We start from the raw sequence: 24,452 nt of genomic DNA, 5'->3' as shown, positions 1-24,452 counted from the left end.
CCTGTGCTCACAACTGGCCGACGTCGGTGACCTTGACGACCGCGCGACCCTCCGCGTCGGAGGCCACGAGGTCGACCTCCGCGCTGATGCCCCAGTCGTGGTCACCATTCGGGTCGGCGAAGGTCTGACGGACGCGCCACAGGCCGTTCTGCGGTTCCTCCACGATCGACAGCAGCTTGGGGCCACGGGCGTCGGGCCCTGTGCCGAGGTCCTCGTACTCGTCCCAGTACTTGTCCATCGCCTCGCCCCAGGCATCGGCGTCCCAGCCGGCTTCGCCGTCCATCTCGCCGAGCTCGTCGACGTTGTCGAGTGCGGCGAGTTCGACACGGCGGAACATCGCGTTGCGGACGAGGACACGGAAGGCGCGCGCGTTCGACGTGACCGGCTTGACCTGGTCGGCCCTCTCCTGGGCCTCCTCGGCCGTCATCTCCTCGGGGTTGGCGAGCTGCTCCCACTCGTCGAGGAGGCTCGAGTCGACCTGGCGCACCAGCTCGCCCAGCCAGGCGATCAGATCCTCCAGGTCGTCGGACTTGAGGTCGTCCGGGACGGTGTGTTCAAGCGCCTTGTAGGCACTCGCGAGGTAGCGCAGGACAATGCCCTCAGTACGGGCGAGCTCGTAGTGGGAGACGAACTCCGTGAAGGACATGGCCCGTTCGTACATGTCACGGATGACGGACTTCGGCGACAACGGATGGTCACCGACCCACGGGTGGCTCTTGCGGTAGGTGTTGTAGGCGTGGAAGAGCAGCTCCTCCATCGGCTTGGGGTACGACACGTCCTGGAGCCGCTCCATGCGCTCCTCGTACTCGACGCCGTCCGCCTTCATCGCCGCCACGGCCTCGCCGCGCGCCTTGTTCTGCTGGGCCGCGAGGATCTGCCGCGGGTCGTCCAGGGTGGACTCCACGACGGACACCATGTCCAGGGCGTAGGAGGGGGACTCGGGGTCCAGCAGCTCGAACGCGGCGAGCGCGAAGGTCGACAGCGGCTGGTTGAGCGCGAAGTCCTGTTGCAGATCCACGGTGAGGCGCACGATGCGGCCCGTGGCGTCAGGCTCGTCGAGCTTCTCGACGATGCCGCCGTCGAGGAGCGAGCGGTAGATCGCGATCGCCCGCCGGATGTGCCGCAGCTGCTGCTTGCGCGGCTCGTGGTTGTCCTCCAGCAGATGCCGCATCGCCTCGAAGGCGTTCCCGGGCCGGGCGATCACCGACAGGAGCATGGTGTGGGTGACCCGGAAGCGGGAGGTGAGCGGTTCGGGCTCGGAAGCGATGAGCTTCTCGAAGGTGTTGTCCGTCCAGCCGACGAAGCCCTCGGGAGCCTTCTTGCGGACCACCTTGCGGCGCTTCTTCGGGTCGTCGCCCGCCTTGGCGAGCGCCTTCTCGTTCTCGATGACGTGCTCGGGCGCCTGCGCCACCACGAAGCCCGCCGTGTCGAATCCGGCGCGCCCGGCACGGCCGGCGATCTGGTGGAACTCGCGGGCACGGAGCGTGCGCACACGGTTGCCGTCGTACTTCGTCAGCGCCGTGAACAGCACGGTGCGGATCGGGACGTTGACGCCGACACCGAGGGTGTCCGTGCCGCAGATGACCTTCAGCAGACCGGCCTGGGCCAGCTTCTCCACCAGCCGCCGGTACTTGGGCAGCATGCCCGCGTGGTGCACGCCGATGCCGTGGCGTACGTACCGGGAGAGGTTGCGGCCGAACTTGGTGGTGAAGCGGAAGTTGCCGATCAGCTCGGCGATCTGGTCCTTCTCCTCGCGTGTGCACATGTTGATGCTCATCAGTGCCTGCGCCCGCTCCACGGCCTGCGCCTGGGTGAAGTGGACGATGTAGACCGGGGCCTGCTTGGTCGCGAGCAGCTCGGTGAGCGTCTCCGTCAGCGGAGTCAGCACGTATTCGTAGGAGAGCGGCACGGGCCGGGTCGCCGAGCGGACCACCGACGTGGGCCGTCCGGTGCGCCGGGTGAGGTCCTTCTCGAACATCGAGACGTCGCCGAGCGTCGCCGACATCAGGATGAACTGCGCCTGTGGCAGTTCCAGGATCGGGATCTGCCATGCCCAGCCGCGGTCGGCCTCCGCGTAGAAGTGGAACTCGTCCATGACGACCTGGCCGACGTCGGCGTGCTTGCCGTCCCGCAGCGCGATGGACGCCAGCACCTCGGCGGTGCAGCAGATGATGGGGGCGTCGGAGTTCACGGAGGCGTCGCCGGTCAGCATGCCGACGTTCTCGGTGCCGAAGATCTTGCACAGCTCGAAGAACTTCTCCGAGACCAGTGCCTTGATCGGCGCCGTGTAGAAGGTGACCTCGTCGCGGGCGAGCGCGGCGAAGTGGGCGCCCGCGGCGATCATGCTCTTGCCCGAGCCGGTGGGCGTCGAGACGATCACGTTCGCACCCGAGACCACCTCGATCAGCGCCTCCTCCTGATGGGGGTAGAGCGTGAGACCGCGTTCTCCGGCCCACGACTCGAAGGCTTCGTAGAGGGCGTCGGGATCTGCGGTCTGCGGCAGCTGATCGATAAGGGTCACGCCCCCATCTTGCCTGTCAACCCGCTCGATGGGGGAATCGGATGCTGGTCCGAAGATCACGACCGTTACGCTGTGGCGCCGACGAAGCGTCAGCGTATGCGGGCAACTGGACAGCGGCGAAAGAAGAATGGGGCGGGGAACGGCCATGATGGGACCAGCACACTCACTCTCGGGAGCCGCGGCCTGGCTCGGCGTCGGAGCGGCGGCGGCCGCCGCCGGTCACTCGATGCCCTGGCCGGTCCTCCTCGTCGGCGCCCTGATCTGCGCGGGTGCCGCGCTCGCCCCCGACCTGGACCACAAGGCGGCGACGATCTCGCGAGCCTTCGGGCCCCTCTCACGGACCCTGTGCGAGATCGTCGACAAGCTCTCGTACGCCGTCTACAAATCGACCCGCAAGCCGGGCGACCCGCGGCGCAACGGCGGCCACCGCACGCTGACGCACACCTGGCTGTGGGCGGTGCTGATCGGCGCGGGCAGCGCGGTCCTTGCGATCACAGGTGGCCGCTGGGCGGTCCTGGCCATCCTCTTCGTGCACATGGTGCTCGCGATCGAGGGACTGCTGTGGCGGGCCGCCCGCGGCTCCAGCAGCGACGTCCTGGTCTGGCTGCTGGCGGCCACCAGCGCCTGGATCCTCGCCGGAGTCCTGGACAAGCCTGGCAACGGCTCGGACTGGCTGTTCACCGCACCGGGCCAGCAGTACCTGTGGCTCGGACTGCCGATCGTCCTGGGAGCCCTGGTGCACGACATCGGGGACGCGCTGACCGTGTCCGGCTGTCCGATCCTGTGGCCCATCCCGCTCGGCCGCAAGCGCTGGTACCCCATCGGCCCGCCCAAGGTCATGCGCTTCCGGGCCGGCAGCTGGGTCGAGCTCAAGGTGCTCATGCCGGTCTTCATGCTGCTCGGCGGAGTGGGCTGCGCGGCGGCGCTCAACGTCATCTGAGCGAGAGCGTCAGCCCCGCACGCCCGAGGAGGAGTGCCGGCATTACGCGCCCGAGCGCGGGGGGGCGACCTCTCACGCCGTCCCGTCCTTGCCCGCTCCCTGCCCCGCACCGCCGTACCGCCGCTCGAACTGTGCGATCCGGCCCTCCGAGTCCACGGTCCGGGCCTTGCCCGTGTAGAACGGGTGGCTCTCCGAGGAGATCTCGACGTCGACGACCGGGTAGGTCTCGCCGTCGTCCCACTCGATGGTCTGGTCGCTCGTCGCGGTGGACCGGGTGAGGAACGCGTACCCGGCGGCGCGGTCGCGGAAGACGACGGCGTGGTAGTCGGGCTGCTTGTCCTGCTGCATGGGTGCTCCTTGGGGGAGAGGGACGGGGGCCGGTCAGCCGGACGGGGTTTCCTCGTCGACGATGTGCATCGCGGCCTCCTCGGCCGAGGCCGCGGCGCCGTCGATGCCGACGTCGGTGGCGATCAGCCCGCTCTCGTCGTCCTCGTGCGCTCCTTCGTTGGGGGCGACGAGACGACCGGAGCGGCTGTCGCCCACTTCGTTGTCCCAGGGTTCGCCGTCGGTGCCCTGGCAGTCGCCGATGCCGTCCCCGTCCGGTTCGGCGACGTCGGGCATCTCCTCCGCGAGGCGCTGGTCCAGAGTCTCGCCCTGTCGGCGCTCCGCGGCGGTCACCCCGGAGTGCTCCACCGCCCACGGCCGCTCCGGCGGGGACCAGCCCCGGTCGAGCGGGTCCCCGACACCGTCGGAGAGCAGGGTGTCCTCGGAGTCGAGCAGCCCCGCGTCGTCCTGTACCTCGGATCCGTCGGGCTGGTAGACGTCGTCTCCCCATCCGTCGACGCTGTTCACGGGTACCTCCAGGTGATGCGGGCGAGCCCGATCCCACCGCGCTCGACGGCGGGCGCGCGGGCCACTCGACACAGGCTTCGCCCTTCGCGAACCGGGTGGTTCCCGGGCGTTCCCCGAGCCGGTGCCGTTATCCAGCCTTCCACTCCGGTTCGGCACTGCGCAACGCCACACGGTCCTAGGCGGTACGGGCCCGCCCGCGGAGGCAGGTCCCGGGCGCCGGTGCGACCGCTGCCGCACACGAGCGCGGACCGCACCGGCAGGGCACCCTCACCCGTGCCAGGACCGCCACAGCGCCGCGTAGGCGCCGTCCGCCGCGACCAGCTCGTCGTGACTGCCCAGCTCACTGATCCGGCCGTTCTCCACGACGGCGATGACGTCCGCGTCGTGGGCGGTGTGCAGCCGGTGGGCGATGGCGACCACGGTGCGTCCGTCGAGGACGCGGGCCAGCGAGCGTTCCAGGTGACGGGCCGCGCGCGGGTCGAGCAGCGAGGTCGCTTCGTCCAGGACCAGGGTGTGCGGATCGGCGAGGACCAGCCGGGCCAGGGCGATCTGCTGGGCCTGGGCCGGGGTGAGCGCGAGCCCGCCCGAGCCGACCTCGGTGTCCAGACCGTCGTCCAGCGCCCGCGCCCAGCCGTCCGCGTCGACCGCCCCGAGCGCCGCCCACAGCTCGGCGTCGATCGCTCCCGTCCTGGCGAGCAGCAGGTTGTCGCGCAGGGAGCCCACGAAGACGTGGTGCTCCTGGTTGACCAGGGCCACATGGGAGCGGACCGCCTCGGCGGGCATCCGGGACAGTTCGGCGCCGCCGAGCGTGACGCGGCCGTCCCGGGGTGCGTAGATCCCGGCGAGCAGCCTGCCCAGCGTGGACTTGCCCGCGCCGGACGGTCCGACCAGCGCGAGCCGGGTGCCCGGGGCGACCTCCAGGGAGACCTCACGCAGCACGTCCACCCCGGCTCGGTAGCCGAAGCGCACCTCGTCCGCGCGTACGTCCCGCCCGTCCGGGATCGTCTCCGGGTCGCCCGCGTCCGGCTCGATGTCCCGGACGCCGACCAGCCGGCCCAGCGACACCTGGGCGACCTGCAGCTCGTCGTACCAGCGCAGGATCAGGCCCACCGGATCGACGAGCATCTGCGCGATGAGCGCGCCCGTCGTCAGCTGACCCACTCCGATCCAGCCCTGAAGGACGAAGACCCCGCCGATCATCAGGACCGAGCAGAGGATCACCACGTGTGTGACACCGATGACCGGGAAGAGCACCGTGCGCAGCCAGAGCGTGTAGCGCTCCCAGGCCGTCCACTCCTTGATCCGGCGCTCCGACAGCTCGATGCGGCGCTCGCCCAGGCGGTGCGCCTCGACGGTGCGACCCGCGTCCACGGTCTCGGCGAGGGCGGCGGCGACGGCGGCGTAACCGGCGGCCTCGGAGCGGTAGGCGGACGGTGCGCGTCTGAAGTACCAGCGGCAGCCGATCAACAGGATGGGCACGGCGACCAGTACGGCGGGGGCGAGCGGCGGCGCGGTCACGGCGAGCCCGCCGAGCAGCAGGGCCACCCAGACCACGCCGATCGCGAGCTGCGGAACGGCTTCGCGCATCGCGTTGGCGAGCCGGTCGATGTCCGTGGTGATACGGGACAGCAGGTCACCCGTGCCGGCCCGCTCGAGGACGCCGGGCGGCAGCCCGACCGACCGTACGAGGAAGTCCTCGCGCAGATCGGCCAGCATCCGCTCGCCGAGCACGGCCCCGCGCAGCCGAACCTCACGTACGAACACGGCCTGTACGACGAGTGCGACGGCGAACAGCGCGGCGGTGCGCTCCAGATGGAGTTCACGTGCGTGGTCCGAGACCCGCTCGACGATCGAGCCCAACAGGTAGGGCCCGGCCATCGAGGCCACCACGGCCACCGTGTTGGCTGCGATGAGCGACAAGAAGGCCCGGCGGTGCCGCCGGAAGAGTTCGGTCACGTAGGCGCGTACGGTCGCGGGGGCACCGACGGGCAGGGTGTGCGCCGTCGTCGGGGCCGCCGGGTCGTAGGCCGGTGGCGCCAGGCCGATCATGCGGTCTCCTCGATTTCTTCCAGTTCCTTCAGTACGCGGCCCAGGTCGGCCTTGTCGTCTTCCCTCACGTGGCCGCGAGCGGTCCTGTCTTCTTCCCGCACACTGCTCCGCGCGGCCTCGTCATCGGTCTCCCGGGTCACCACAGCCCGGTACCGCGGCTCACCGCGTACCAGCTCGCGGTGTACGCCGACCGCGACGACCTCGCCCTCGTGCACCAGAACGACGCGGTCCGCGTGGTCCAGGAGCAGCGGCGAGGAGGTGAGGACGACCGTCGTGCGCCCGGTGCGCAGGGCGCGCACGCCGTCGGCGATCCGGGCCTCGGTGTGCGAGTCGACGGCGGAGGTCGGCTCGTCGAGGACCAGCACCTCGGGGTCCGTGATCAGCGACCGGGCCAGGGCCAGGCGCTGGCGCTGCCCGCCGGAGAGGGAGCGTCCGCGTTCGGTGATGCGGGCCTCCATCGGGTCCCCGGCGTCCAACGACCCCTGGGTGAGCGCGTCCAGGACGTCGTCGCACTGCGCGGCGGTCAGTGCGGCCTCGGCGCTGACGAGACCCGAGGAAGGCACGTCGAGCAGCTCGCGCAGCGAGCCGGACAGCAGCACCGGGTCCTTGTCCTGGACGAGGACGGCCGTACGGGCGGAATCGAGCGGCAAGTCGTCGAGGGGTACGCCTCCGAGGAGCACCGAGGTGCCACCCTCCGTGGGGTGGCCCCCCAGCCGCGCGGCGAGCACGCCCGCCGCGTCCGGGTCGCCGCACACCACGGCGGTGAGCCGTCCGGCGGGTGCGAGCAGCCCGGTCGCGGGGTCGTACAGATCGCCGGCCGGCACCTCGGGCGAGCGCGATCCACCGCTGTCCATGGCCCGTTCCAGGGACAGCACCCGGGCCGCGCGCTTGGCGGACGGGCGGGAGAACGAGTAGGCCATCGCGATCTCCTCGAAGTGTCGCAATGGGTACGTGAGCAGCATGACCGCGCTGTACACGGTGACGAGTTCGCCGACCGTGATCCGGCCGTCGCGGGCCAGGTGAACGCCGCGCCAGATGACGGCGATCATCAGCAGGCCGGGCAGCAGCACCTGGATGGCCGAGATCAGCGACCACATCCGGGCGCTGCGCACGGCCGCGTGGCGGACCTCCTGGGAGGCGCGGCGGTAGCGGTCGAGGAACAGTTCCTCGCCGCCGATGCCGCGCAGCACCCGCAGGCCCGCGACGGTGTCCGAGGCCAGCTCGGTGGCGCGTCCGGCCTTCTCGCGCTGGAAGTCCGCGCGCCGGGTGGCACGGGGCAGCAACGGCAGTACGGCGAGCGCGAGGACGGGCACACCCACCGCGACGAGTACGCCGAGCGCGGGCTGGTAGACGACCAGGCCGAGACAGACCAGCACGACGGTCAGGGCGGCCGCCGCGAACCGGGACAGGGCCTCCACGAACCAGCCGATCTTCTCGACGTCGCCCGTCGAGACCGCGACGACCTCGCCGGCCGCGACACGTCGTGTCAGAGCGGAGCCCAACTGGGCGGTCTTGTGGGCCAGCAGCTGCTGGACGCGCGCGGCGGCGGTGATCCAGTTGGTGACCGCGGCCCGGTGCAGCATGGTGTCGCCCAGCGCGATGCAGGCGCCGCACAGCCCCAGCAGCCCACCGGTCAGGGCGAGTCGGGTGCCGGAGCGGTCGACGACGGCCTGGACGGCGAGGCCGACGCAGAACGGCAGCCCGGAGACCGCCACGAAGTGCAGCAGTCCCCAGGCAAGGGCCTTGAACTGCCCGCCCAGCTGATTCCGGCCGAGCCACCACAGGAATCGGGGACCCGAGCGCGCGTCCGGCACACCCGGGTCGGGATAGGGAAGGCCTTGAATCTGCATGACGTCCCAGTGGCTCGTGTAAGGGGTGGGGTCAGGAAATGGGGCCGGGCCCAAGCCGTGGAGTTCCGGCGACCGACCGACCGTGGGGGTCGGCAGCAAACCGTGAAAGGTTCGCGTCATGGCGCGACCGGAGGCAAACGATTTTTCATCCCAGGACATGGATTCAGGACAGGGAATCGGGACACGCGTTCGGGAGACAGGGGTTGGCGGCAGGGACTCCGAGACAAGGCTGGGACCACCTCCGGCCCATCGAAAGCGTGCCCGGAAAGACAACACCTCACCGAGGAGTCTGGGGGGTAGGGATTATTCGTCCGATACGTGATGCAACGATGGGTCGCATGCGAAAAGACAGTGCGAGGCGTACGGGGTTCACCGCTGTGACGTGCGGTGTCCTCGCTGTGTTCCTGTCGGCCTGCGGTGGTTCGGAAGGGGGGAGCGGTGCGGTGAAGGGGCGCGGCGGAGCCGGTGCCAAGGGCGAACACGCACCCGCGCGCACCGTCGATCCGACCCGGATACCGGAGGTCGGCAATCGCCTGCAGGCCCGGATCCCGTCCGACTCCCACCAGGTGGTGGCGGTCTACGGCGAGGGCAGGGACTCCGCCGACTCCACGGTCGTGCTGTACACGAAGTCCGGTTCCACCTGGGAGGTGCGGCGTTCCTGGCACGCGCACAACGGGACGAAGGGCTGGACCACCGACCATCACGAGGGCGACAAGCGCAGCCCCGTCGGGGTGTTCTCGCTCACCGACGCGGGCGGAGTGCTCGACGATCCGGGCGCCCTGCTCCCGTACGACCACTCGGCGGCTTATCAGGCTCCCCGCGACTGGGCCAGGTCGCACTGGCACGACTTCGACTACGTCGTCGCCATCAACTACAACCGCCGCGTGGGTACCCCGCCCAACGACCCGGACCGCCCCCTGGGTCAGACGAAGGGCGGCAGCATCTGGCTGCACATGGACCACGGCAGCGGTACGTCCGCGTGTGTCAGCGTGCCCAAGCCGGCCATGGAATATCTGCTGCGGACGCTCGACCCGCATCAGCACCCTGTCATCGTGATGGGGGACAAGGCCGATCTGAAGGTGTAGCGGCCGTGGCCGACCGGGCTGCCCCCGTGGTGCGGTCACCGAGTGCCCATTGCGGGGCGGGCCGACTCCCCCGTAGAACACCGCACATGAGAAGACGGATCGTCATGTCCATGCTCGTCGGAGTGATCCTCTCGGCGAGTGCCTTCCTGGGAGCGGGCCCGGCCTCGGCGGCACCGCAGGCGGACGCTGCCCGGCCGGCCGCCTCCGTCGCCCGGTCGGCGGACCAGGTCGCCGATACGCCCCACGACGCGCCCTCCGGGACCGCCGCTTCCGGGACTGCCGCTTCCGGGACGCCCACCGGGACTGTCGCCGATACGCCCGCCGAGTTCGGCACCGACTGGCACGACCCCCTGACCGCCGCCCCGCCGGTGGCGACACCCGCCACCAAGTCCTGCGCGGTGACGGTCGCCGAGGCGCAGTTCCGTGACTTCACGCCGTATCGGGGCACGTACACACCGCCGAGCGGCTGCGGCGACCGCTGGAGCAAGGTCGTCCTGCGGCTCGACGGCAAGGTCAAGGGACGCCAGTTCGACCGGCTCGGCTATCTGCACATCGGCGGCGTGGAGATCCTCCGCACCTCCACCCCGGAGCCTTCACCCGACGGCATCGAGTGGTCCGTCGAGAAGGACGTGACCAGGTACGGCGACACGTTCCGGCACGGCGGCGACGTCGAGATGCTCATCGGGAACGTCGTCGACGACACGTACACCGGAGTCCTCGACGTGAAGGTGACCCTGACCTTCTACGCGGAGGGCGGCGCCGTGAAGTCCGCCGCGACCCCCGACCGTGTCCTCATCCTCCAGGACGGCACCCTCACCACCCCGCGCAACAGCGAGCGCATCGTCGCCGAGGTGTACGCGACCGGCTCCGGCGGCGGCTGCGAGGAGTACTGGTACCTGACGGTGCCCGACCCCGCCCCGTACTCCTGCAAGGCGGACAAGGGCCCCTACCGCGAGGTGCAGATCAAGGTGGACGGCCAACTCGCGGGCATCGCCGAGCCGTTCCCGACCGTGTGGACCGGCGGCTGGTCCAACCCCTTCCTCTGGTACGTGATCCCGGGGCCGCGCGCCTTCGACATCAAGCCGATCGAATACGACCTCACGCCCTACGCCGGTCTCCTCGACGACGGGCGTCCGCACCGGATCGACGTCTCCGTCGTGGGCGTCCCCGCGGGCCAGACCGGCTGGAGCGCCCCGGTCAATGTCCTCGTCTGGCAGGACGCGAAGCGCGCGTACGTGAGTGGCGCGCTCACCGACGTCAGGGCCGGCGACCTCGCCAACTCCTCGACGTACACGCCCGGTTCGGAAGAACGGCTCGACACCGTGGGCGGACACCGGCTGACGACCGCCGGATACGTCGACACCTCGCACGGCCGGGTGTGGACCACCGTGCGCCGCACGCTCGCCAACACTTCCACGCACCGCTGGACCGACGGCGAGAACACGGACGCGCTCAAGGCCACCTGGATTGACGACGAGACGGTCACCGTCGACGGGCGCGGACCGGTCGGCGTGACGCGCACCCACCGCACGTACACCATGGACGGCACCACGACGCTCGCCGCGGACGACCGGTTGCGGACCGTCCTGACGCTCGGCGAGCGGGCCGCGGTCGACGGGACGCGCGGCGGCCGGCGCACCACGTGGTCCCGGCTCGACGACACGTACGCGGGAGACGCGACGTATACCGCGAACGTGCCCCGCGACCAACGGCATGCGGTCGGTACGACGAGTGAGCGCTACCGGCTGTACGGCTCGGACGGCTGCTACGACCGCGTACTGGTCACCGCGCAGGGAGTGTTGACGCGGGACCGCAGCGACTGCTGACACCGGTGAGGCCCCGGGTGGGGGACGGCACGTCCGTTCCAGGATTTACCTGGACGTGACACAGAGGTATCCGGCGGCACCGGCAACTCCTCAATAGTGATCACTGCGGAAGGAAGTTTCCGCATGCCAGAAGTCCCCTCGGGGGAGTGCCCGTGCCGCCGTCTGTACCGTCCCCGCGACGCGTCGCACGCATACTGCGTACCTCACTGTTCGCGCAGGTCGCCTGCGCGCTCGTACTCGGCATCGTCGTCGGAAGGTTGTGGCCGGACACGGCCACGACCTTCCAGCCGCTCGGCGACGGTTTCGTACGCCTCATCAAGGCGGTCATCTCACCGCTCGTGTTCTGTGTGGTGGTCGTCGGCATCACCAAGGCCGGTGATCTGAAGGCCTTCGGCCGGATCGGGCTCAAGGCCCTGATCTGGTTCGAGGTCGCGTCCACCGCCGCGCTGTTCCTCGGGCTGATCGCGGCGAACGTCTTCGGCCCGGGCTCGGGCATGCACGCCGACCCCTCGAAGCTCGACGCCTCGGCCGTCGACGGCAAGACCGGTGGCGGCTCGCTCCCGTCGACCGGCGAGTTCATCCTGGACGCGCTGCCGCAGAGCGCCGTCGGGGCCTTCGCCGAGAACTCCCTGCTCCAAGTCCTCGTCCTCGCCTGCCTGGTGGGCGCGGCACTGCTCCACCTCGGCAACGCCAAGGTACCCAAGGTGCTGCCCGCCATCGAGCAGGTCCAGGACGTCGTCTTCGCGATCGTCGGCTTCATCATGAAGCTGGCCCCGCTCGCGGTGTTCGGCGCGATGGTCCACCTGGTGGGGGAGTACGGGCTCGGCGTCATCAAGACGTACGGCAAGCTGATCGTCCTGTGCTACGCGGTCGCGTTGCTGTTCCTCGCGCTGCTCGCCGTCGCCCTGAAGGCGGTCACCGGGCTCAGCCTCTGGAAGTTCGTCCGTTACACCCGCGAGGAGATGCTGCTCGCGCTCGGTACCGCCTCCAGTGAGACGGTCATGCCGCGCATGATGCAGAAGCTGCGGCAGGTGGGCTGCCGTGACGACGCCGTGGGCCTGGTCCTGCCCACCGGCTACTCCTTCAACCTCGACGGCGCCTCGATCTACCTGTCCATCGGTACGTTGTTCATCGCGCAGGCGGTGGGTGTGGAGCTGAGCCTGGGTCAGCAGATCACCGTCGTCCTGGTCCTCATGCTGACCAGCAAGGGCATGGCGGGCGTACCCGGGTCCGCCTTCCTCGCCCTGTCGGCGACGGCCTCCTCGCTCGGGGTCGTCCCCGCCGGAGCCGTCGCCCTCCTCCTCGGCGTGGACCGCGTCATGGACTCGATGCGCGTCGCCACGAACCTGCTCGGCAACTGCGTCGCCGTCTTCGCGGTGTCCCGCTGGGATGGCGCGCTCGACACGGAGCGGGCGAAGAAGGTACTGGAGGGCGAGATCGCGTTCGTGGAGGAGGACGACGCGCCACCGCGGGAGTCGCCGACGGAAGTACTGGAGCCCGAGTCGACCAAGGCGGAAGTCCCCGTCCATTCGACCAAGGCGGAAGTCCCCGTCCATTCGACCAAGGTGGAAGTCCCCGCCCACTCGGGCAAGGCGGAAGTCCCCGCCCAGTCGACCAAGGAACCTGCCCCCGAGGTCGGTTGACCGACCCGGGACGGGTCACCGCCCCGATGCCCCGGAACAGGCCGTGTGTTCCCACTCCAGTCGTACGGAGTGGGGGCCGCGGCCCGGCGCGTCGTACGTCGCGCCACGGGCCCGCCGATGGCACACCCTCAGCAGCGGTGCTCAAGCCTGGGCATGCCGTCCACCAGCGTGTCCAGCAGCCCCCCGAGTACCTCGCGTTGCTCGTCCGTCAACGGCGCCAGGATCTCCTCCGCGGCCGACCGGCGCGCGCCACGCAGCTCCCGCAGTGCCTCGCGCCCCTCGTCCGTGACCTCGATCCGGATCACCCTCCGATTGGTGGGATCGGGGACCCGGCGCACCTTCCCGCTCGCCTCCAGGCCGTCGACCAGCGTGGTCACGGCCCGGGGCACCACCTCCAGGCGCTCGGCGAGATCGGCCATGCGCGGTGGCGAGCTGTAGTGCGCGAGCGTGCGCAGCAGCCGGGACTGGGCCGGGGTGATGCCCAGCTCGCGCTGCTCCAGATGCCGCTTCTGGATGCGGTGCACACGTCGGGTCAGCCGCAGCAACTGCTCGGCGAGCAGGCCGTCGGCATCGGGGGTGGTCATACGGGAACAATATCAGGATGCGGTTCATTGTGAGTATAGGTAACAATGAGCTAAGCTCCGCCAGTCATTGTTTTCCTGGCCCGCGTAATCGTCGTCTCACCTCCCGTAGGAGCCCATGCGTCCCGAACAATCCACCTGGACCCCGTCACCCGCCGAGGGCGAACAGCCACGGCAGGTGCGCCGCATCCTGAAGCTGTTCCGGCCCTACCGCGGCCGCCTCGCGATCGTCGGCCTGCTGGTCGGCGCGTCGTCCCTCGTCACCGTCGCGACCCCCTTCCTGCTGAAGGAGACCCTGGACGTCGCGATTCCCCAGGGCCGCACCGGTCTGCTGAGCCTGCTCGCGCTCGGCATGATTCTCAGCGCGGTCGTCACCGGCATCTTCGGCGTCCTGCAGACCCTGATCTCCACGACCGTCGGCCAGCGCGTCATGCACGACCTGCGCACCGCCGTCTACGGCCGGCTGCAGCGCATGTCGCTCGCCTTCTTCACCCGGACCCGCACCGGCGAGGTCCAGTCCCGCATCGCCAACGACATCGGCGGCATGCAGGCGACCGTGACCTCCACCGCCACCTCGCTGGTCTCCAACCTCACCAGCGTGGTCGCCACGATCGTCGCGATGGTCGCCCTGGACTGGCGGCTCACCGTGGTCTCGCTGCTCCTGCTGCCGGTCTTCGTGTGGATCAGCCGGCGCGTCGGCAACGAACGCAAGAGGATAGCGACCCAGCGTCAGAAGCAGATGGCCGCGATGGCCGCCACCGTGACCGAGTCGCTCTCCGTTAGCGGCATCCTGCTCGGCCGCACCATGGGCCGCGGCGATTCGCTCACCAAGGCGTTCGAGGACGAGTCCGACAGCCTGGTCGACCTCGAGGTGAAGTCGAACATGGCGGGTCGCTGGCGCATGTCCGTCATCGGCATCGTCATGGCCGCCATGCCGGCCGTCATCTACTGGGCCGCGGGCATGGCCCTCCAGTTCGGCGGCCCGTCCGTGTCGATCGGCACGCTCGTCGCCTTCGTCTCGCTCCAGCAGGGCCTGTTCCGGCCGACGGTCAGCCTGCTGTCCACCGGCGTCCAGATCCAGACCTCGCTCGCGCTCTTCCAGCGCATCTTCGAGTACCTCGACCTGCCCATCGACATCACCGAGCCGGAGCACCCGGTCCACCTCGACCAGGTCAAGGGCGAGATCCGCTTCGAGGGCGTCGAGTTCCGCTACGACGACAAGAGCGGCCCGATCCTCGAGGGCATCGACATCACCGTCCCCGCGGGCGGCAGTCTCGCCGTCGTCGGCCCGACCGGCTCCGGCAAGTCCACGCTCAGCTATCTGGTGCCACGGCTGTACGACGTCACGGGCGGCCGCGTCACGCTGGACGGCGTCGACGTACGGGACCTCGACTTCGACACGCTCGCCCGCGGAATCGGCGTCGTCTCCCAGGAGACCTACCTTTTCCACGCCTCGGTCGCGGACAACCTGCGCTTCGCCAGGCCCGACGCCACCGACGAGGAGCTGCAGGCGGCGGCCAGGGCGGCCCAGATCCACGATCACATCGCGTCACTGCCCGACGGGTACGACACGGTCGTGGGTGAACGCGGCCACCGGTTCTCGGGCGGTGAGAAGCAGCGCCTCGCCATCGCCCGCACGATCCTGCGGGACCCGCCGGTCCTCATTCTCGACGAGGCGACCAGCGCCCTGGACACCCGCACGGAGTACGCCGTGCAGGAGGCCATCGACGCCCTGTCGGCCAACCGGACCACGCTCACCATCGCGCACCGGCTCTCCACCATCCGTGGCGCCGACCAGATCGTCGTCCTGGACTCCGGCCGCGCGGTCGAACGCGGCACGCACGAGGAGCTGTTGGAGCGGGAGGGGCGCTATGCGGCGCTGGTCCACCGGGACGCCCAACTGGAGCCGACAAGATGACGATATGCCGGGTTTGTAGGCTTTAGCGGGTTACCGTGCCCGCATGCAGATGAACACTCCGCCACGGAGCACGATTCGACTGACGCGCCGGGGCCGGGTCGCCCTCATCGCGACCGGAGCCGTCGTGGCGGCCACCGCCGTGGCGGTGCCGCTGCTCACCCTGAACACGGAGAACGAGGAGACGCGGCCCACGTCCCTCGTCATCCCGGCGGGCTGGCGCACCGGCCAGGTCTACGAGGCTGTCGACAAGGCCCTCGCGCTGCCCCTGGGATCCACCAAGAAGGCCCTGGCCAAGGCCAACCTCAAGTTGCCCAACGACGCGGAGGGCAACCCCGAGGGCTACCTCTACCCGGCGACGTACCCCCTCGACAAGACGGCGACCCCCGAGTCCCTGCTGGCGCTCATGGTCAACACCGCGAACAAGAAGTTCAGTGGCAGCCCCATCACCGCGGGCGCCCAGCGCAACGCGATGAACCTCTATCAGGCGATCACCATCGCGAGCATCGTCCAGGCCGAGTCCGCCACCAAGGCCGACATGGCCAAGGTGGCCCGGGTCATCTTCAACCGCCTGGAACGCGGCATGCCGCTGCAGATGGACGCGACCCTCAACTACGCGCTGAACCGCTTCACGCCGACCACGACCACGAACGACACGAAGCTCGAGAGTCCCTACAACTCGTACCAGCGCATGGGGCTGCCGCCCACACCGATCTCCAACCCCGGCGAAGCCGCGATGCGTGCCGCGATCAACCCCGCCCCGGGCGACTGGCTGTACTTCGTCACGGTCAAGCCGGGCGACACCCGGTTCACGGCCAGCTACGAGGAACAGCAGAGGAACGTCGCCGAATTCAACCAGCTCCGGAGGAGAGCCTCCCCCTCGCCCTCGCACTCACCGTCGAACTCGAACTCGACCCCGGGCTCGCCATCCGCCTCGGCCCCGCGCTGAAGCTCGCTGCCCGGTGCCCGGTCCACCCTGCCCACGAGGTCTCCGAGCCGGCCACGGGGCATCAGGCGCCGACGGTCACTCCCGCCAGCAGCCGCCTGATGTCCCGTACCGCCGCGCGCCCGGCCCGGTTGGCGCCGATCGTGCTGGCGGAAGGCCCGTACCCGACCAGATGGATCCGGGGATCGGCGAGCGCGCGCGTCCCCTCGACGCGGATGCCGCCGCCCGGCTCACGCAGCCGCAGCGGCGTCAGATGGTCGAGGGCGGCACGAAAACCGGTCGCCCACAGGATGACGTCCGCGTCGACGTGACGGCCGTCGGCCCAGTCGACGCCGGATGGCGTGATCCGGTCGAACATCGGCTGCCGGTCCAGCACGCCGTCGGCCAGCGCCTGCCGGATCGCGTCGTTCAGCGGCAGCCCCGTCACCGAGACGACACTCTTGGGAGGCAGCCCCTGCCGGACCCGTTCCTCCACGAGTGCGACGGCCGCGCGCCCCACGTCCTCGGTGAAGGGCCCCTCACGGAAGACGGGCGGCCGCCGTGTCACCCAGGTCGTCGCGGCGGCGTACGGGGCGATCTCCATCAGATGCTGGGTGCCGGACGCGCCGCCGCCCACGACGACCACCCGCTGCCCGGCGAACTCCTCGGGCCCCGGGTACTGGGCCGTGTGCAACTGCCGCCCCCGGAACGTCTCCTGGCCGGGATAGCGCGGCCAGAACGGCCGATCCCAGGTCCCCGTGGCATTGATCAGCGCCCGCGTCGACCACGTACCGTCGGAGGACTCGACCAGCAGCCGTCCGCCGGCGCCCTCCCGCACGGCCCGCACGTCCACCGGCCGCCGTACCCGCAGGTCGAAGGTGCGCTCGTAGGTGTCGAAGTACTCCGCGATCACCTCGGAGGACGGCCGCGCCGGGTCCGCGCCCTCCAGCTCCATACCGGGCAGGGAGTGCATGCCGTGCACCTTGCCGTACGTCAGCGACGGCCACCGGAACTGCCAGGCACCACCCGGACGCGGTGCGTGATCCAGCACCGCGAAGTCCCGCTCCGGCTCGAAACCGCCCCGCCGCAGGTGATAGGCGCTGGACAGTCCCGCCTGCCCAGCGCCTATGACGACGACATCGACCTCGCGGACTTCGCGCGCCTGCACCCCGGTGTTGTTCACGCTTCCACTAACTCGACCGGGGTGCGGGATCTTCCCGAACGGCGACGCCTGTGAGCCACCCGACGCGCGACCCGGCGGGCGGGAAGCAGCGCGGACGGACGGTCTTCAGGAGTCCTTGTAGACGCGGGGCGTGGTGGTGGAGGGCGGCAGGCCGCCGTTGAATCGCGTGTCGACGAAGGCGGCGAAGTCGACCTTGCCCGGGATCAGCTTCAGCTCGGTGAAGGTGTCCGCGATCTGCTGCTCCGACGCGATGAGCGGCTTGTCGACGGCGACCGCGATCCGGCTGGCGTTGGTGCGCTTCACCGAGGCGAGCGCCACCTCGTACGGCAGGCCGGTGTCCTTCGCCCACACCTTGGCCCAGGCGTCCGGATGCCGGTACACCCAGTCCTGGGCACGCCGCAGCCGCTCCAGATAGTCCTTGATGGCAGCGGCCTTCTTGGTGTCCTTCAGCGCGCTCGGCGCCGCCACCTGGAAGCTGAGCCCGTTGACGACACCGTCCCCGTCGGCCAGGATCCGACCCTGCTTGGTCTCGAGGACCTGCGAGGTGTACGGGTCCCACACCGCCCACGCGTCCACCTTGCCGCCGGTGAACGCGGCGAGCGCGTCGGCGGGCTGCAGATACTTGACCTTCACATCGCTCAGCTTCAGACCGGCCTCCTTGAGCGAGGCGATCAGCTGGAAGTGCGCGGACGAACCTTGCGCCACGGCGATGGAACTGCCCTTGAGCTCCTCGGGCCTGCGCAGCGACGAGTCCTTCGGCACGAGAATGGCCTCGCCCTTGGACGTGCCGTGCCAGGCGGCCACCACCGAGACCTTCGAGCCCGCGCCGGCCGCGAAGACGGGCGGGGTGTTGCCGACGCCGCCGATGTCGACGGCCTTGGCGTTGACGGCCTCCAGGAGGGGCGGCCCGGATGTGAACGTCGACCACTTGATCTTGTAGTTGAGGTTCTTGAGTTCTCCCGCGGCCCGCAGCACCGCCTCGGAACCACCCTTCTGGTCACCGACGTTGAGCGTGAGGGAACCCTTGCCATCGGTTCCGGCACCGGCGGTGTCGGCGGCCGAGTTCCCGCCGCAGGCGGCGAGGAGCAGGGTCAGGGGGAGGAGCAGGGCGGCGGGGACGAGGTGTCGGCGCATGGCGATTCCGTTCGATTGGTTCAGGTGAGGTGAGGTGATGTTGAGGTGACGGCGAAGGGCGGCTGATGGGCGGGGAGAGGGAGCTCAGGCGACGGTGTCCACGCCCAGGCGCTCCAGGAGGCCGGCACGCAGTTCGGCGAAGCGGGGGTCGGCGATGTCGCGCGGCCGGTCCAGGTCGACCCGGGTCTCGTACGCGATGACACCGCCGTCCATGACGAGGACCCGGTCGGCGAGCAGCACGGCCTCCTCGACGTCGTGCGTGACCAGCAGCACGGCACAGCCGCGCCGTCGCCACAGTTCGCCGACGAGCCGCTGTGCCTTGATGCGGGTGAGGGCGTCCAGCGCGCCGAACGGCTCGTCGAGCAGCAGCAGATCGGGTTCGCGGACCAACGCACGGGCCAGCGAGGCACGTTGGGCCTCACCGCCGGAGAGTGTCTTGGGCCAGGCGTTCGCGCGGTGGGTGAGTCCGACCTCGGTCAACGCCTGCTCGGCGACGGCGCGTTCGGGCTTTCCGGGCAGACCCAGCAGGACGTTGCGCCACACCTTCTTCCACGGCATGAGCCGGGGCGCCTGGAACGCGACGGCCTTGCGCCGCGGGACGAGCACAGTGCCCTCGATGTCACGGTCGAGCCCGGCGAGGATGCGCAGCAGAGTGGACTTGCCGCAGCCGCTGCGGCCGAGGAGGGCCACGAACTCGCCTGTACGCACGTCGAGTTGGAGGTCGTCGATGACGGCGCGCCCGTCGAAGGAGCGGGTCAGTCCCTGCACGCGTACGGCGGAGGCCTGAGTGGTCGGGTCCTGCCGACCGGTCGCGGTCTTCTGCTGGGCGATGGCGCCCTTCTGGAGGGTCACCGGCCCGTGAACGTCGGTCGCCATTGCAGCAGCAGCCTTTCGAGGGAGCGGACGATGAAGTCGGCGAGCAGGCCGAGGAAGGCGTAGACGATCAGGCAGACCACGATCACATCGGTCCGCAGGAAGTCACGTGCCTGCACCATGAGGAAACCGATCCCGGCGTCCGCGTTGATCTGCTCGGCGAAGACGAGCGCGAGCCAGGCGATACCGAGGGAGTAGCGAAGCCCGGTCATCGCCCCGGGCAGCGCGCCCGGCAGTACGACATGCCGGACGAGCCCCCACCGGGAGAGGCCGAGGGACTCCCCGGCCTCGATGAGCTGGGAATCGACGCCGCGGATACCGGCGTACACGTTCAGATAGAGGGGGAAGGACACCCCCAGCGTGATGATCGCGATCTTCGGGGCCTCGCCGATGCCGAACCAGATGATGAACAGCGGGATCAGTCCCACGAAGGGCACCGTCCGCAGCATCTGGACGCTGGCGTCCACGAGGTCTTCGCCGATCCGGAAGAGTCCGGAGACGAGGGCGAGTCCGGTGCCGACGAGGGTTCCGAGCAACAGCCCCACCGCGACGCGCTGCAAGGAGACGCCCATCGCGTTCGGCAGCGAACCGTCGGCGATCAGATTGCCGCCGACCCGCGCGATGGTGCCCGGCGAGGCGAGGATGTCGGGGGTCAACACCCCTGTACTGCTGAGAACTTGCCACAGCGCGAGCAGCAGGAGCGGGCCGGAGGTGCGGCGCAGCCAGCGGGGCACGCGGGTGCGGCGGGTGGAGAGGGGGACGATCGGAACGAGTTCGGGTGGCGCCGGCTGGGCCGCACCGTTCTTGGCTATGTCCGATATATCGGGCTCGGAGGGGGTGGGCGGGGCGTGGCTGATGCTCATGAGTGCTCCACGGGGAGGAGAGCGGCCGGAGAGGAATACGCCATGGCTCCGCCGCGTCAGCGGCTCAGGTCTGAGGCCTGTCGTTCGGATCAGGTCCGGGCCGCGGGACTGATCAGGCGCCGCACCGTGAGGCGACCTGTCCGAAAGGCAGGCCCCAGCCGCGACGTGCGGGTGGAGCGGAGCGAGGGCGCGGTGGAACGAGGGAGTGAGGGGGCGTCAGAGGCCGCGGCGACACGCGGCGGAGGCCACCCGCAGCAGGTCGATGTGACCGCGCGTGGTGAGCAAGGCTGAACGCAACATGCGGGTGAAAGTAGCCAGGTGGTCCATGCCCGGTCAATGGTGTCTCGCGGATTGGAACGCGTGTATCAGAGAGCGGCTGTCGGTCGTGTGCGGAACGCCGAGGACGGGTGAGAATCGGGTCATGCCCGATGCCTTCACCACCCGAGTCCTGAACGTCGCCACCGGTTCGGCGGAGACGGTCATCGACCTCACCCGCGACTGCGAGGCCTTCCTTCGTGAGGTGGCGGCGGGCCGCGACGGCCTGCTGAATGTCTTCGTGCCCCATGCCACCGCCGGTGTCGCGATCATCGAAACCGGCGCCGGAAGCGACGACGATCTCCTCGCCGCGCTGCACTCCCTGCTCCCCGCGGACGACCGCTGGCAGCACCGCCACGGCAGCCCCGGGCACGGCCGTGACCACGTACTCCCCGCCGTCGTCCCGCCGCACGCGACGCTTCCGGTGCTGGGCGGGCGGCTGGAACTGGGGACGTGGCAGTCGGTGTGTCTGGTGGACACGAACAGGGACAATCCCGTGCGAAAGGTGCGTTTGAGTTTTCTTGGGGGTTCGTGAGCCGGCGGTGGCCGCGCTCGTGGGGGGCGGGAGTACGGTGGTGCTACCGAGCGCACCTCGCATGCCGTCATCCATTTCGGCGTCGTTCTCGGGGAACGGCAAGGCCTGAGCCCATGTGGCCCGGCCGGAAATGAGCCGCCCCATGCCTCCTGGCCAGCGCAATCGCGCCGCCTTCCGCATCCCGTCCCGCCACCCGCGGTAGCGGATTTCCTGGTTCTCACGGTGTTTCGGAGGCCTTCCGGCACCTCGCGCGCACCTGGACCGATTCTCACCCCCGGCGTATGCCGCCGGGACGCAGTCGGCGCTTCACGCACCCGCGATGAACAAGAGCGAAATGACAAGGAAGCGCATGAGTCTGATGAGCCTCGGAGTGCTCGCGTCCTCCCGCAAGGAGAACGAGTTCCGGTTGCCGCTGCACCCTGGCCACCTCGACCGGATCGCCCCGGACGTACGCGAAAGGATCTTCCTCGAAGAAGGCTACGGCCACCGGTTCGGCGTCGGTGACGACGCTCTGCGACCACTCGTGGGAGGCCTGCGTTCCCGAGAGCGGCTCCTCGCCGAGTGCGATGTGCTGCTGCTGCCCAAACCGATGCACGACGACATCGCCGAGCTGCACGAGGGTCAAGTGCTGTGGGGATGGCCGCATTGTGTGCAGGACCAGAAGATGACCCAGATCGGCATCGACCGAAAACTGACCCTCGTCGCCTGGGAGGCCATGAACCACTGGACGTCCACTGGTGCCTTCAGCGTCCATGTGTTCCACAAGAACAACGAACTCGCGGGCTACTGCTCGGTGCTGCACGCCCTGCAACTCGGTGGGCTGACAGGTAGTTATGGCCGCCGCCTGCGTGCCGTGGTCATCAGCTTCGGCGCCACGGCGCGCGGAGCGGTCACCGGCCTCGGTGCCATGGGAGTCTCCGACGTCACGGTGCTCACCCAACGCGCCGCGGCGGCCGTGGCCTCGCCGATGCCGTCGGTCGTGATGGGCCACTTCGAGGAGCAGGAGGACGACCCGTCACGCCTGCGGGCATTCACCGCCGGCGGTTCCGTGCCGCTCGCGGAGTATCTGGCCGGGTTCGACATCATCGTCAACTGCGTCCTGCAGGACACCGACGCGCCGCTGACGTTCGTCACCGAAGAGGAACTCGCCCTGTTCCGGCCGGGCACCTTCTTCATCGACGTCGCCTGTGACGCGGGCATGGGCTTCGAATGGGCCCGTCCGACCACCTTCGGCGAGCCCATGCCCTCGGTGGGGCCGGGCTGCCACTACTACGCGGTGGATCACAGTCCGTCCCACCTGTGGAACTCGGCCACGTGGGAGATCAGCGAGGCGCTCCTTCCCTATCTCCGCAAGGTCATGAGCGGCCCCGCGGCCTGGGAGGCCGACGCCACGGTCAGAAACGCCATCGAGATGCGCGACGGCGTGGTCCAGAACCCGAAGATCCTCTCCTTCCAGCACCGGTCGGCCGAGTATCCCCACGCCCCCGAGGTCCCGGCGCTGCGCTCCGCCGCACAGGTGGCCTGACGACGCCTGGGGGAGTCCGCGCAGCAGCTCTGCGTGGGCTCGCCCGGCCGGTCCGCCGGTCGACAAGGGTACTTTTCGTCCCCGGAATGTGCGTGCCGTGCTAAAGTTGACGTCAGTTGTGGTTCGCGTAAAATCCAAGTGCCTTTGATGACTTTATGTCGTCGGGCATTTTTGCATTTCGCAGAACGTGGACCCCTGGGTACCGCCCGGAAGTCGGATTCGGTTCGTTCTTGCAATTCATTCGGTTCATCGCTGCCGAGAATTCCTCGATACGTGCCATATCGAGGAAGGTTCTCCATGAACCGCTCAGCTCGTACGAGCGACCGTTTTGCCAAGACCCGTCGGCAGGGTGGCCAGGGGCGCCCCGGCGCCCGTCCAGGCGGCGACGGACGCCGTCCCTCCGCACCGCAGGGCGAGTTCGCGCTGCCGGAGACCATCACCCCCGCCCTCCCTCCGGTCGCGGCCTTCGATGAGCTGGACCTCCCCGGCGAGTTGCTGAAGAAGCTCACCAGCCTCGGCGTGAACGAGCCGTTCCCGATCCAGGCCGCCACGCTGCCCAACTCCCTCGCGGGACGCGACGTCCTGGGCCGCGGGCGCACCGGATCCGGCAAGACGCTCGCCTTCGGCCTCGCGCTCCTCGTGCGCACGGCAGGGCAGCGGGCCGAGGCCCGGAAACCGCGCGCCCTGATCCTCGTTCCCACCCGCGAGCTGGCCCAGCAGGTCTCCGATGCGCTCACCCCGTACGCCCAGCTGCTTAAGGTGCGGCTGGCCACGGTGGTCGGTGGTATGTCGATCGGGCGTCAGGCCGCCGCGCTGCGGGCCGGGGCCGAGGTCGTCGTCGCGACCCCGGGCCGCCTCACCGATCTCGTCGAGCGCAATGACTGCCGCCTCGACCGGGTGAGCATCACCGTCCTGGACGAGGCCGACCAGATGGCCGACATGGGTTTCATGCCCCAGGTCACCGAGCTGCTGGACCAGGTGCGCCCCGACGGTCAGCGCCTGTTGTTCTCCGCCACGCTGGACCGCAACATCGACCTCCTCGTCCGTCGATACCTCCATGACCCGGTGGTCCACTCGGTCGACCCCTCGGCGGGCGCGGTGACCACGATGGAGCATCACGTACTGCAGGTGCACGGCGCCGACAAGTACGCCGCCGCCACCGAGATCGCCGCCCGCGACGGGCGCGTGCTCATGTTCCTGGACACCAAGCACGCCGTCGACCAGTTCACCAGGCACCTGCTGGGCAGTGGTGTGAAGGCCGCGGCGCTGCACAGCGGCAAGTCGCAGCCCCAGCGCACGCGTACGCTCGCGCAGTTCAAGACCGGTCATGTCACGGTCCTGGTGGCGACCAACGTCGCGGCCCGCGGTATCCATGTCGACGATCTCGACCTCGTCGTCAACGTCGACCCGCCCAGTGACCACAAGGACTACCTGCACCGAGGCGGCCGTACCGCCCGCGCCGGTGAGTCAGGCAGTGTCGTCACGCTCGTTCTGCCCGGCCAGCGCCGCGACATGATCCGTCTCATGTCCGACGCGGGCATCCGTCCTCACGTCACCCAGGTCCGTTCCGGTGAGGCGGAGTTGAGCCGGATCACCGGCGCACAGGCTCCCTCCGGTGTTCCCATCGGCGGCAGTCGGCCGGTCGCGGAGCGACCCGAACGTGGCGGTGCCCCCTTCCGGGGCCTGGGCACCCGCCCGGGACGCGCCGGTGGCGAGTCCCGCCGGGCCGCCGAGGCCCGTCAGACGGCCGAGGCCCGCAAGGCCGCTCGGGTTCGTCGTGGCGCGTAGTCCGAGCGCCTGACACCGAACGATCCACGACCCCGCCCGTGCGACCCGC

At 69.8% G+C, this 24,452-nt stretch carries 20 protein-coding genes; 9 read left to right on the top strand and 11 right to left on the bottom strand.

The genetic code is table 11. The features are described from left to right. Positions 1-7: 7 nt before the first annotated feature. Positions 8-2,521, bottom strand: coding sequence for a DEAD/DEAH box helicase (locus ACIQTP_RS34650; RefSeq protein WP_403407450.1), 2,514 nt, complete (start codon positions 2,519-2,521; stop codon positions 8-10). A 145-nt stretch (positions 2,522-2,666) separates the two neighbouring features. On the opposite strand from ACIQTP_RS34650, the gene ACIQTP_RS34645 reads away from it, so the two are divergent. After that, complete coding sequence (locus tag ACIQTP_RS34645) at positions 2,667-3,461, top strand: metal-dependent hydrolase (RefSeq protein ID WP_403407448.1); 795 nt, start codon at positions 2,667-2,669, stop codon at positions 3,459-3,461. A gap of 72 nt (positions 3,462-3,533) precedes the next feature. Here ACIQTP_RS34645 and ACIQTP_RS34640 read toward each other — a convergent pair whose 3' ends face one another. The 4 genes from ACIQTP_RS34640 to ACIQTP_RS34625 form a co-directional block, all read right to left on the bottom strand. Then, entirely contained in the window at positions 3,534-3,809 is a 276-nt protein-coding gene (locus ACIQTP_RS34640) for a type B 50S ribosomal protein L31 (protein ID WP_402039456.1), read from the bottom strand. A gap of 33 nt (positions 3,810-3,842) precedes the next feature. Then, complete coding sequence (locus tag ACIQTP_RS34635) at positions 3,843-4,313, bottom strand: DUF5709 domain-containing protein (RefSeq protein WP_403407446.1); 471 nt, start codon at positions 4,311-4,313, stop codon at positions 3,843-3,845. Positions 4,314-4,580: 267 nt separating this feature from the next. Further along, complete coding sequence (locus ACIQTP_RS34630) at positions 4,581-6,362, bottom strand: ABC transporter ATP-binding protein (protein ID WP_403407444.1); 1,782 nt, start codon at positions 6,360-6,362, stop codon at positions 4,581-4,583. Further along, positions 6,359-8,212 carry an ABC transporter transmembrane domain-containing protein gene (locus tag ACIQTP_RS34625; RefSeq protein WP_403407442.1) on the bottom strand — a complete coding sequence of 618 codons (1,854 nt, stop codon included), beginning with the start codon at positions 8,210-8,212 and terminating at the stop codon, positions 6,359-6,361. Before ACIQTP_RS34625 ends, ACIQTP_RS34630 begins: the two co-directional genes overlap by 4 nt. Before the next feature lie 338 nt (positions 8,213-8,550). On the opposite strand from ACIQTP_RS34625, the gene ACIQTP_RS34620 reads away from it, so the two are divergent. From ACIQTP_RS34620 to ACIQTP_RS34610, 3 genes are all read left to right on the top strand, one after another. Continuing rightward, positions 8,551-9,297 carry a hypothetical protein gene (locus ACIQTP_RS34620; RefSeq protein WP_403407440.1) on the top strand — a complete coding sequence of 249 codons (747 nt, stop codon included), beginning with the start codon at positions 8,551-8,553 and terminating at the stop codon, positions 9,295-9,297. A gap of 86 nt (positions 9,298-9,383) precedes the next feature. Continuing rightward, positions 9,384-11,123, top strand: a complete 1,740-nt coding sequence (locus ACIQTP_RS34615) for a peptide-N4-asparagine amidase (RefSeq protein WP_403407438.1) — start codon at positions 9,384-9,386, stop codon at positions 11,121-11,123. A 152-nt stretch (positions 11,124-11,275) separates the two neighbouring features. Next, on the top strand, positions 11,276-12,766 hold the full coding sequence (locus ACIQTP_RS34610) for a cation:dicarboxylate symporter family transporter (RefSeq protein ID WP_403407436.1): 1,491 nt from the start codon (positions 11,276-11,278) through the stop codon (positions 12,764-12,766). A gap of 128 nt (positions 12,767-12,894) precedes the next feature. On the opposite strand, the gene ACIQTP_RS34605 is transcribed toward ACIQTP_RS34610, so the two are convergent. Further along, positions 12,895-13,350, bottom strand: a complete 456-nt coding sequence (locus ACIQTP_RS34605; protein ID WP_067372629.1) for a MarR family winged helix-turn-helix transcriptional regulator — start codon at positions 13,348-13,350, stop codon at positions 12,895-12,897. Positions 13,351-13,465: 115 nt separating this feature from the next. On the opposite strand from ACIQTP_RS34605, the gene ACIQTP_RS34600 reads away from it, so the two are divergent. Continuing rightward, positions 13,466-15,265, top strand: coding sequence for an ABC transporter ATP-binding protein (locus tag ACIQTP_RS34600; RefSeq protein WP_403407433.1), 1,800 nt, complete (start codon positions 13,466-13,468; stop codon positions 15,263-15,265). A 43-nt stretch (positions 15,266-15,308) separates the two neighbouring features. Continuing rightward, a complete protein-coding gene (mltG, locus tag ACIQTP_RS34595) occupies positions 15,309-16,211 on the top strand; it encodes an endolytic transglycosylase MltG (protein WP_403407431.1) in 903 nt (300 codons plus the stop codon). Between the two features lie 61 nt (positions 16,212-16,272). On the opposite strand, the gene ACIQTP_RS34590 is transcribed toward mltG, so the two are convergent. The 5 genes from ACIQTP_RS34590 to ACIQTP_RS34570 form a co-directional block, all read right to left on the bottom strand. Beyond that, positions 16,273-17,370, bottom strand: coding sequence for an NAD(P)-binding domain-containing protein (locus ACIQTP_RS34590; protein ID WP_403407429.1), 1,098 nt, complete (start codon positions 17,368-17,370; stop codon positions 16,273-16,275). A 105-nt stretch (positions 17,371-17,475) separates the two neighbouring features. After that, positions 17,476-18,504, bottom strand: a complete 1,029-nt coding sequence (locus tag ACIQTP_RS34585; protein ID WP_403407427.1) for an ABC transporter substrate-binding protein — start codon at positions 18,502-18,504, stop codon at positions 17,476-17,478. Positions 18,505-18,588: 84 nt separating this feature from the next. Next, positions 18,589-19,380: an ABC transporter ATP-binding protein gene (locus ACIQTP_RS34580; RefSeq protein ID WP_403407425.1), complete on the bottom strand. Its 792-nt coding sequence runs from the start codon at positions 19,378-19,380 to the stop codon at positions 18,589-18,591. Next, on the bottom strand, positions 19,353-20,240 hold the full coding sequence (locus ACIQTP_RS34575; protein WP_403407423.1) for an ABC transporter permease: 888 nt from the start codon (positions 20,238-20,240) through the stop codon (positions 19,353-19,355). The genes ACIQTP_RS34580 and ACIQTP_RS34575 overlap by 28 nt, the downstream gene beginning before the upstream one ends. Before the next feature lie 216 nt (positions 20,241-20,456). Beyond that, complete coding sequence (locus ACIQTP_RS34570; RefSeq protein WP_351695690.1) at positions 20,457-20,540, bottom strand: putative leader peptide; 84 nt, start codon at positions 20,538-20,540, stop codon at positions 20,457-20,459. 121 nt (positions 20,541-20,661) lie between these two features. On the opposite strand from ACIQTP_RS34570, the gene ACIQTP_RS34565 reads away from it, so the two are divergent. The 3 genes from ACIQTP_RS34565 (at position 20,662) to ACIQTP_RS34555 (ending at position 24,403) form a co-directional block, all read left to right on the top strand. Further along, positions 20,662-21,090: a YjbQ family protein gene (locus tag ACIQTP_RS34565; RefSeq protein ID WP_403407421.1), complete on the top strand. Its 429-nt coding sequence runs from the start codon at positions 20,662-20,664 to the stop codon at positions 21,088-21,090. A 349-nt stretch (positions 21,091-21,439) separates the two neighbouring features. Next, the gene (locus tag ACIQTP_RS34560) at positions 21,440-22,615 is read left to right on the top strand and encodes a N(5)-(carboxyethyl)ornithine synthase (protein ID WP_403407419.1); all 1,176 of its coding nucleotides are present in this window, start codon (positions 21,440-21,442) and stop codon (positions 22,613-22,615) included. Between the two features lie 297 nt (positions 22,616-22,912). Further along, positions 22,913-24,403, top strand: coding sequence for a DEAD/DEAH box helicase (locus tag ACIQTP_RS34555; RefSeq protein WP_403407418.1), 1,491 nt, complete (start codon positions 22,913-22,915; stop codon positions 24,401-24,403). Positions 24,404-24,452: the final 49 nt, after the last annotated feature.

It is taken from the genome of Streptomyces sp. NPDC090798 (genome assembly GCF_044768965.1).
Lineage (GTDB): Bacteria > Actinomycetota > Actinomycetes > Streptomycetales > Streptomycetaceae > Streptomyces.
This window is presented reverse-complemented; position numbering and strand designations above follow the sequence as displayed.

Coding starts and splice junctions, on each gene's coding strand:
- ACIQTP_RS34630 (WP_403407444.1), bottom strand. CDS start 6,362: ATGATCGGCCTGGCGCCACCGGCCTACGACCCGGCGGCCCCGACGACG.
- ACIQTP_RS34625 (WP_403407442.1), bottom strand. CDS start 8,212: ATGCAGATTCAAGGCCTTCCCTATCCCGACCCGGGTGTGCCGGACGCG.
- ACIQTP_RS34580 (WP_403407425.1), bottom strand. CDS start 19,380: ATGGCGACCGACGTTCACGGGCCGGTGACCCTCCAGAAGGGCGCCATC.
- ACIQTP_RS34570 (WP_351695690.1), bottom strand. CDS start 20,540: ATGTTGCGTTCAGCCTTGCTCACCACGCGCGGTCACATCGACCTGCTG.
- ACIQTP_RS34605 (WP_067372629.1), bottom strand. CDS start 13,350: ATGACCACCCCCGATGCCGACGGCCTGCTCGCCGAGCAGTTGCTGCGG.
- ACIQTP_RS34600 (WP_403407433.1), top strand. CDS start 13,466: ATGCGTCCCGAACAATCCACCTGGACCCCGTCACCCGCCGAGGGCGAA.
- ACIQTP_RS34645 (WP_403407448.1), top strand. CDS start 2,667: ATGATGGGACCAGCACACTCACTCTCGGGAGCCGCGGCCTGGCTCGGC.
- ACIQTP_RS34640 (WP_402039456.1), bottom strand. CDS start 3,809: ATGCAGCAGGACAAGCAGCCCGACTACCACGCCGTCGTCTTCCGCGAC.
- ACIQTP_RS34560 (WP_403407419.1), top strand. CDS start 21,440: ATGAGTCTGATGAGCCTCGGAGTGCTCGCGTCCTCCCGCAAGGAGAAC.
- mltG (WP_403407431.1), top strand. CDS start 15,309: ATGCAGATGAACACTCCGCCACGGAGCACGATTCGACTGACGCGCCGG.
- ACIQTP_RS34555 (WP_403407418.1), top strand. CDS start 22,913: ATGAACCGCTCAGCTCGTACGAGCGACCGTTTTGCCAAGACCCGTCGG.
- ACIQTP_RS34565 (WP_403407421.1), top strand. CDS start 20,662: ATGCCCGATGCCTTCACCACCCGAGTCCTGAACGTCGCCACCGGTTCG.
- ACIQTP_RS34575 (WP_403407423.1), bottom strand. CDS start 20,240: ATGAGCATCAGCCACGCCCCGCCCACCCCCTCCGAGCCCGATATATCG.
- ACIQTP_RS34620 (WP_403407440.1), top strand. CDS start 8,551: ATGCGAAAAGACAGTGCGAGGCGTACGGGGTTCACCGCTGTGACGTGC.
- ACIQTP_RS34615 (WP_403407438.1), top strand. CDS start 9,384: ATGAGAAGACGGATCGTCATGTCCATGCTCGTCGGAGTGATCCTCTCG.
- ACIQTP_RS34585 (WP_403407427.1), bottom strand. CDS start 18,504: ATGCGCCGACACCTCGTCCCCGCCGCCCTGCTCCTCCCCCTGACCCTG.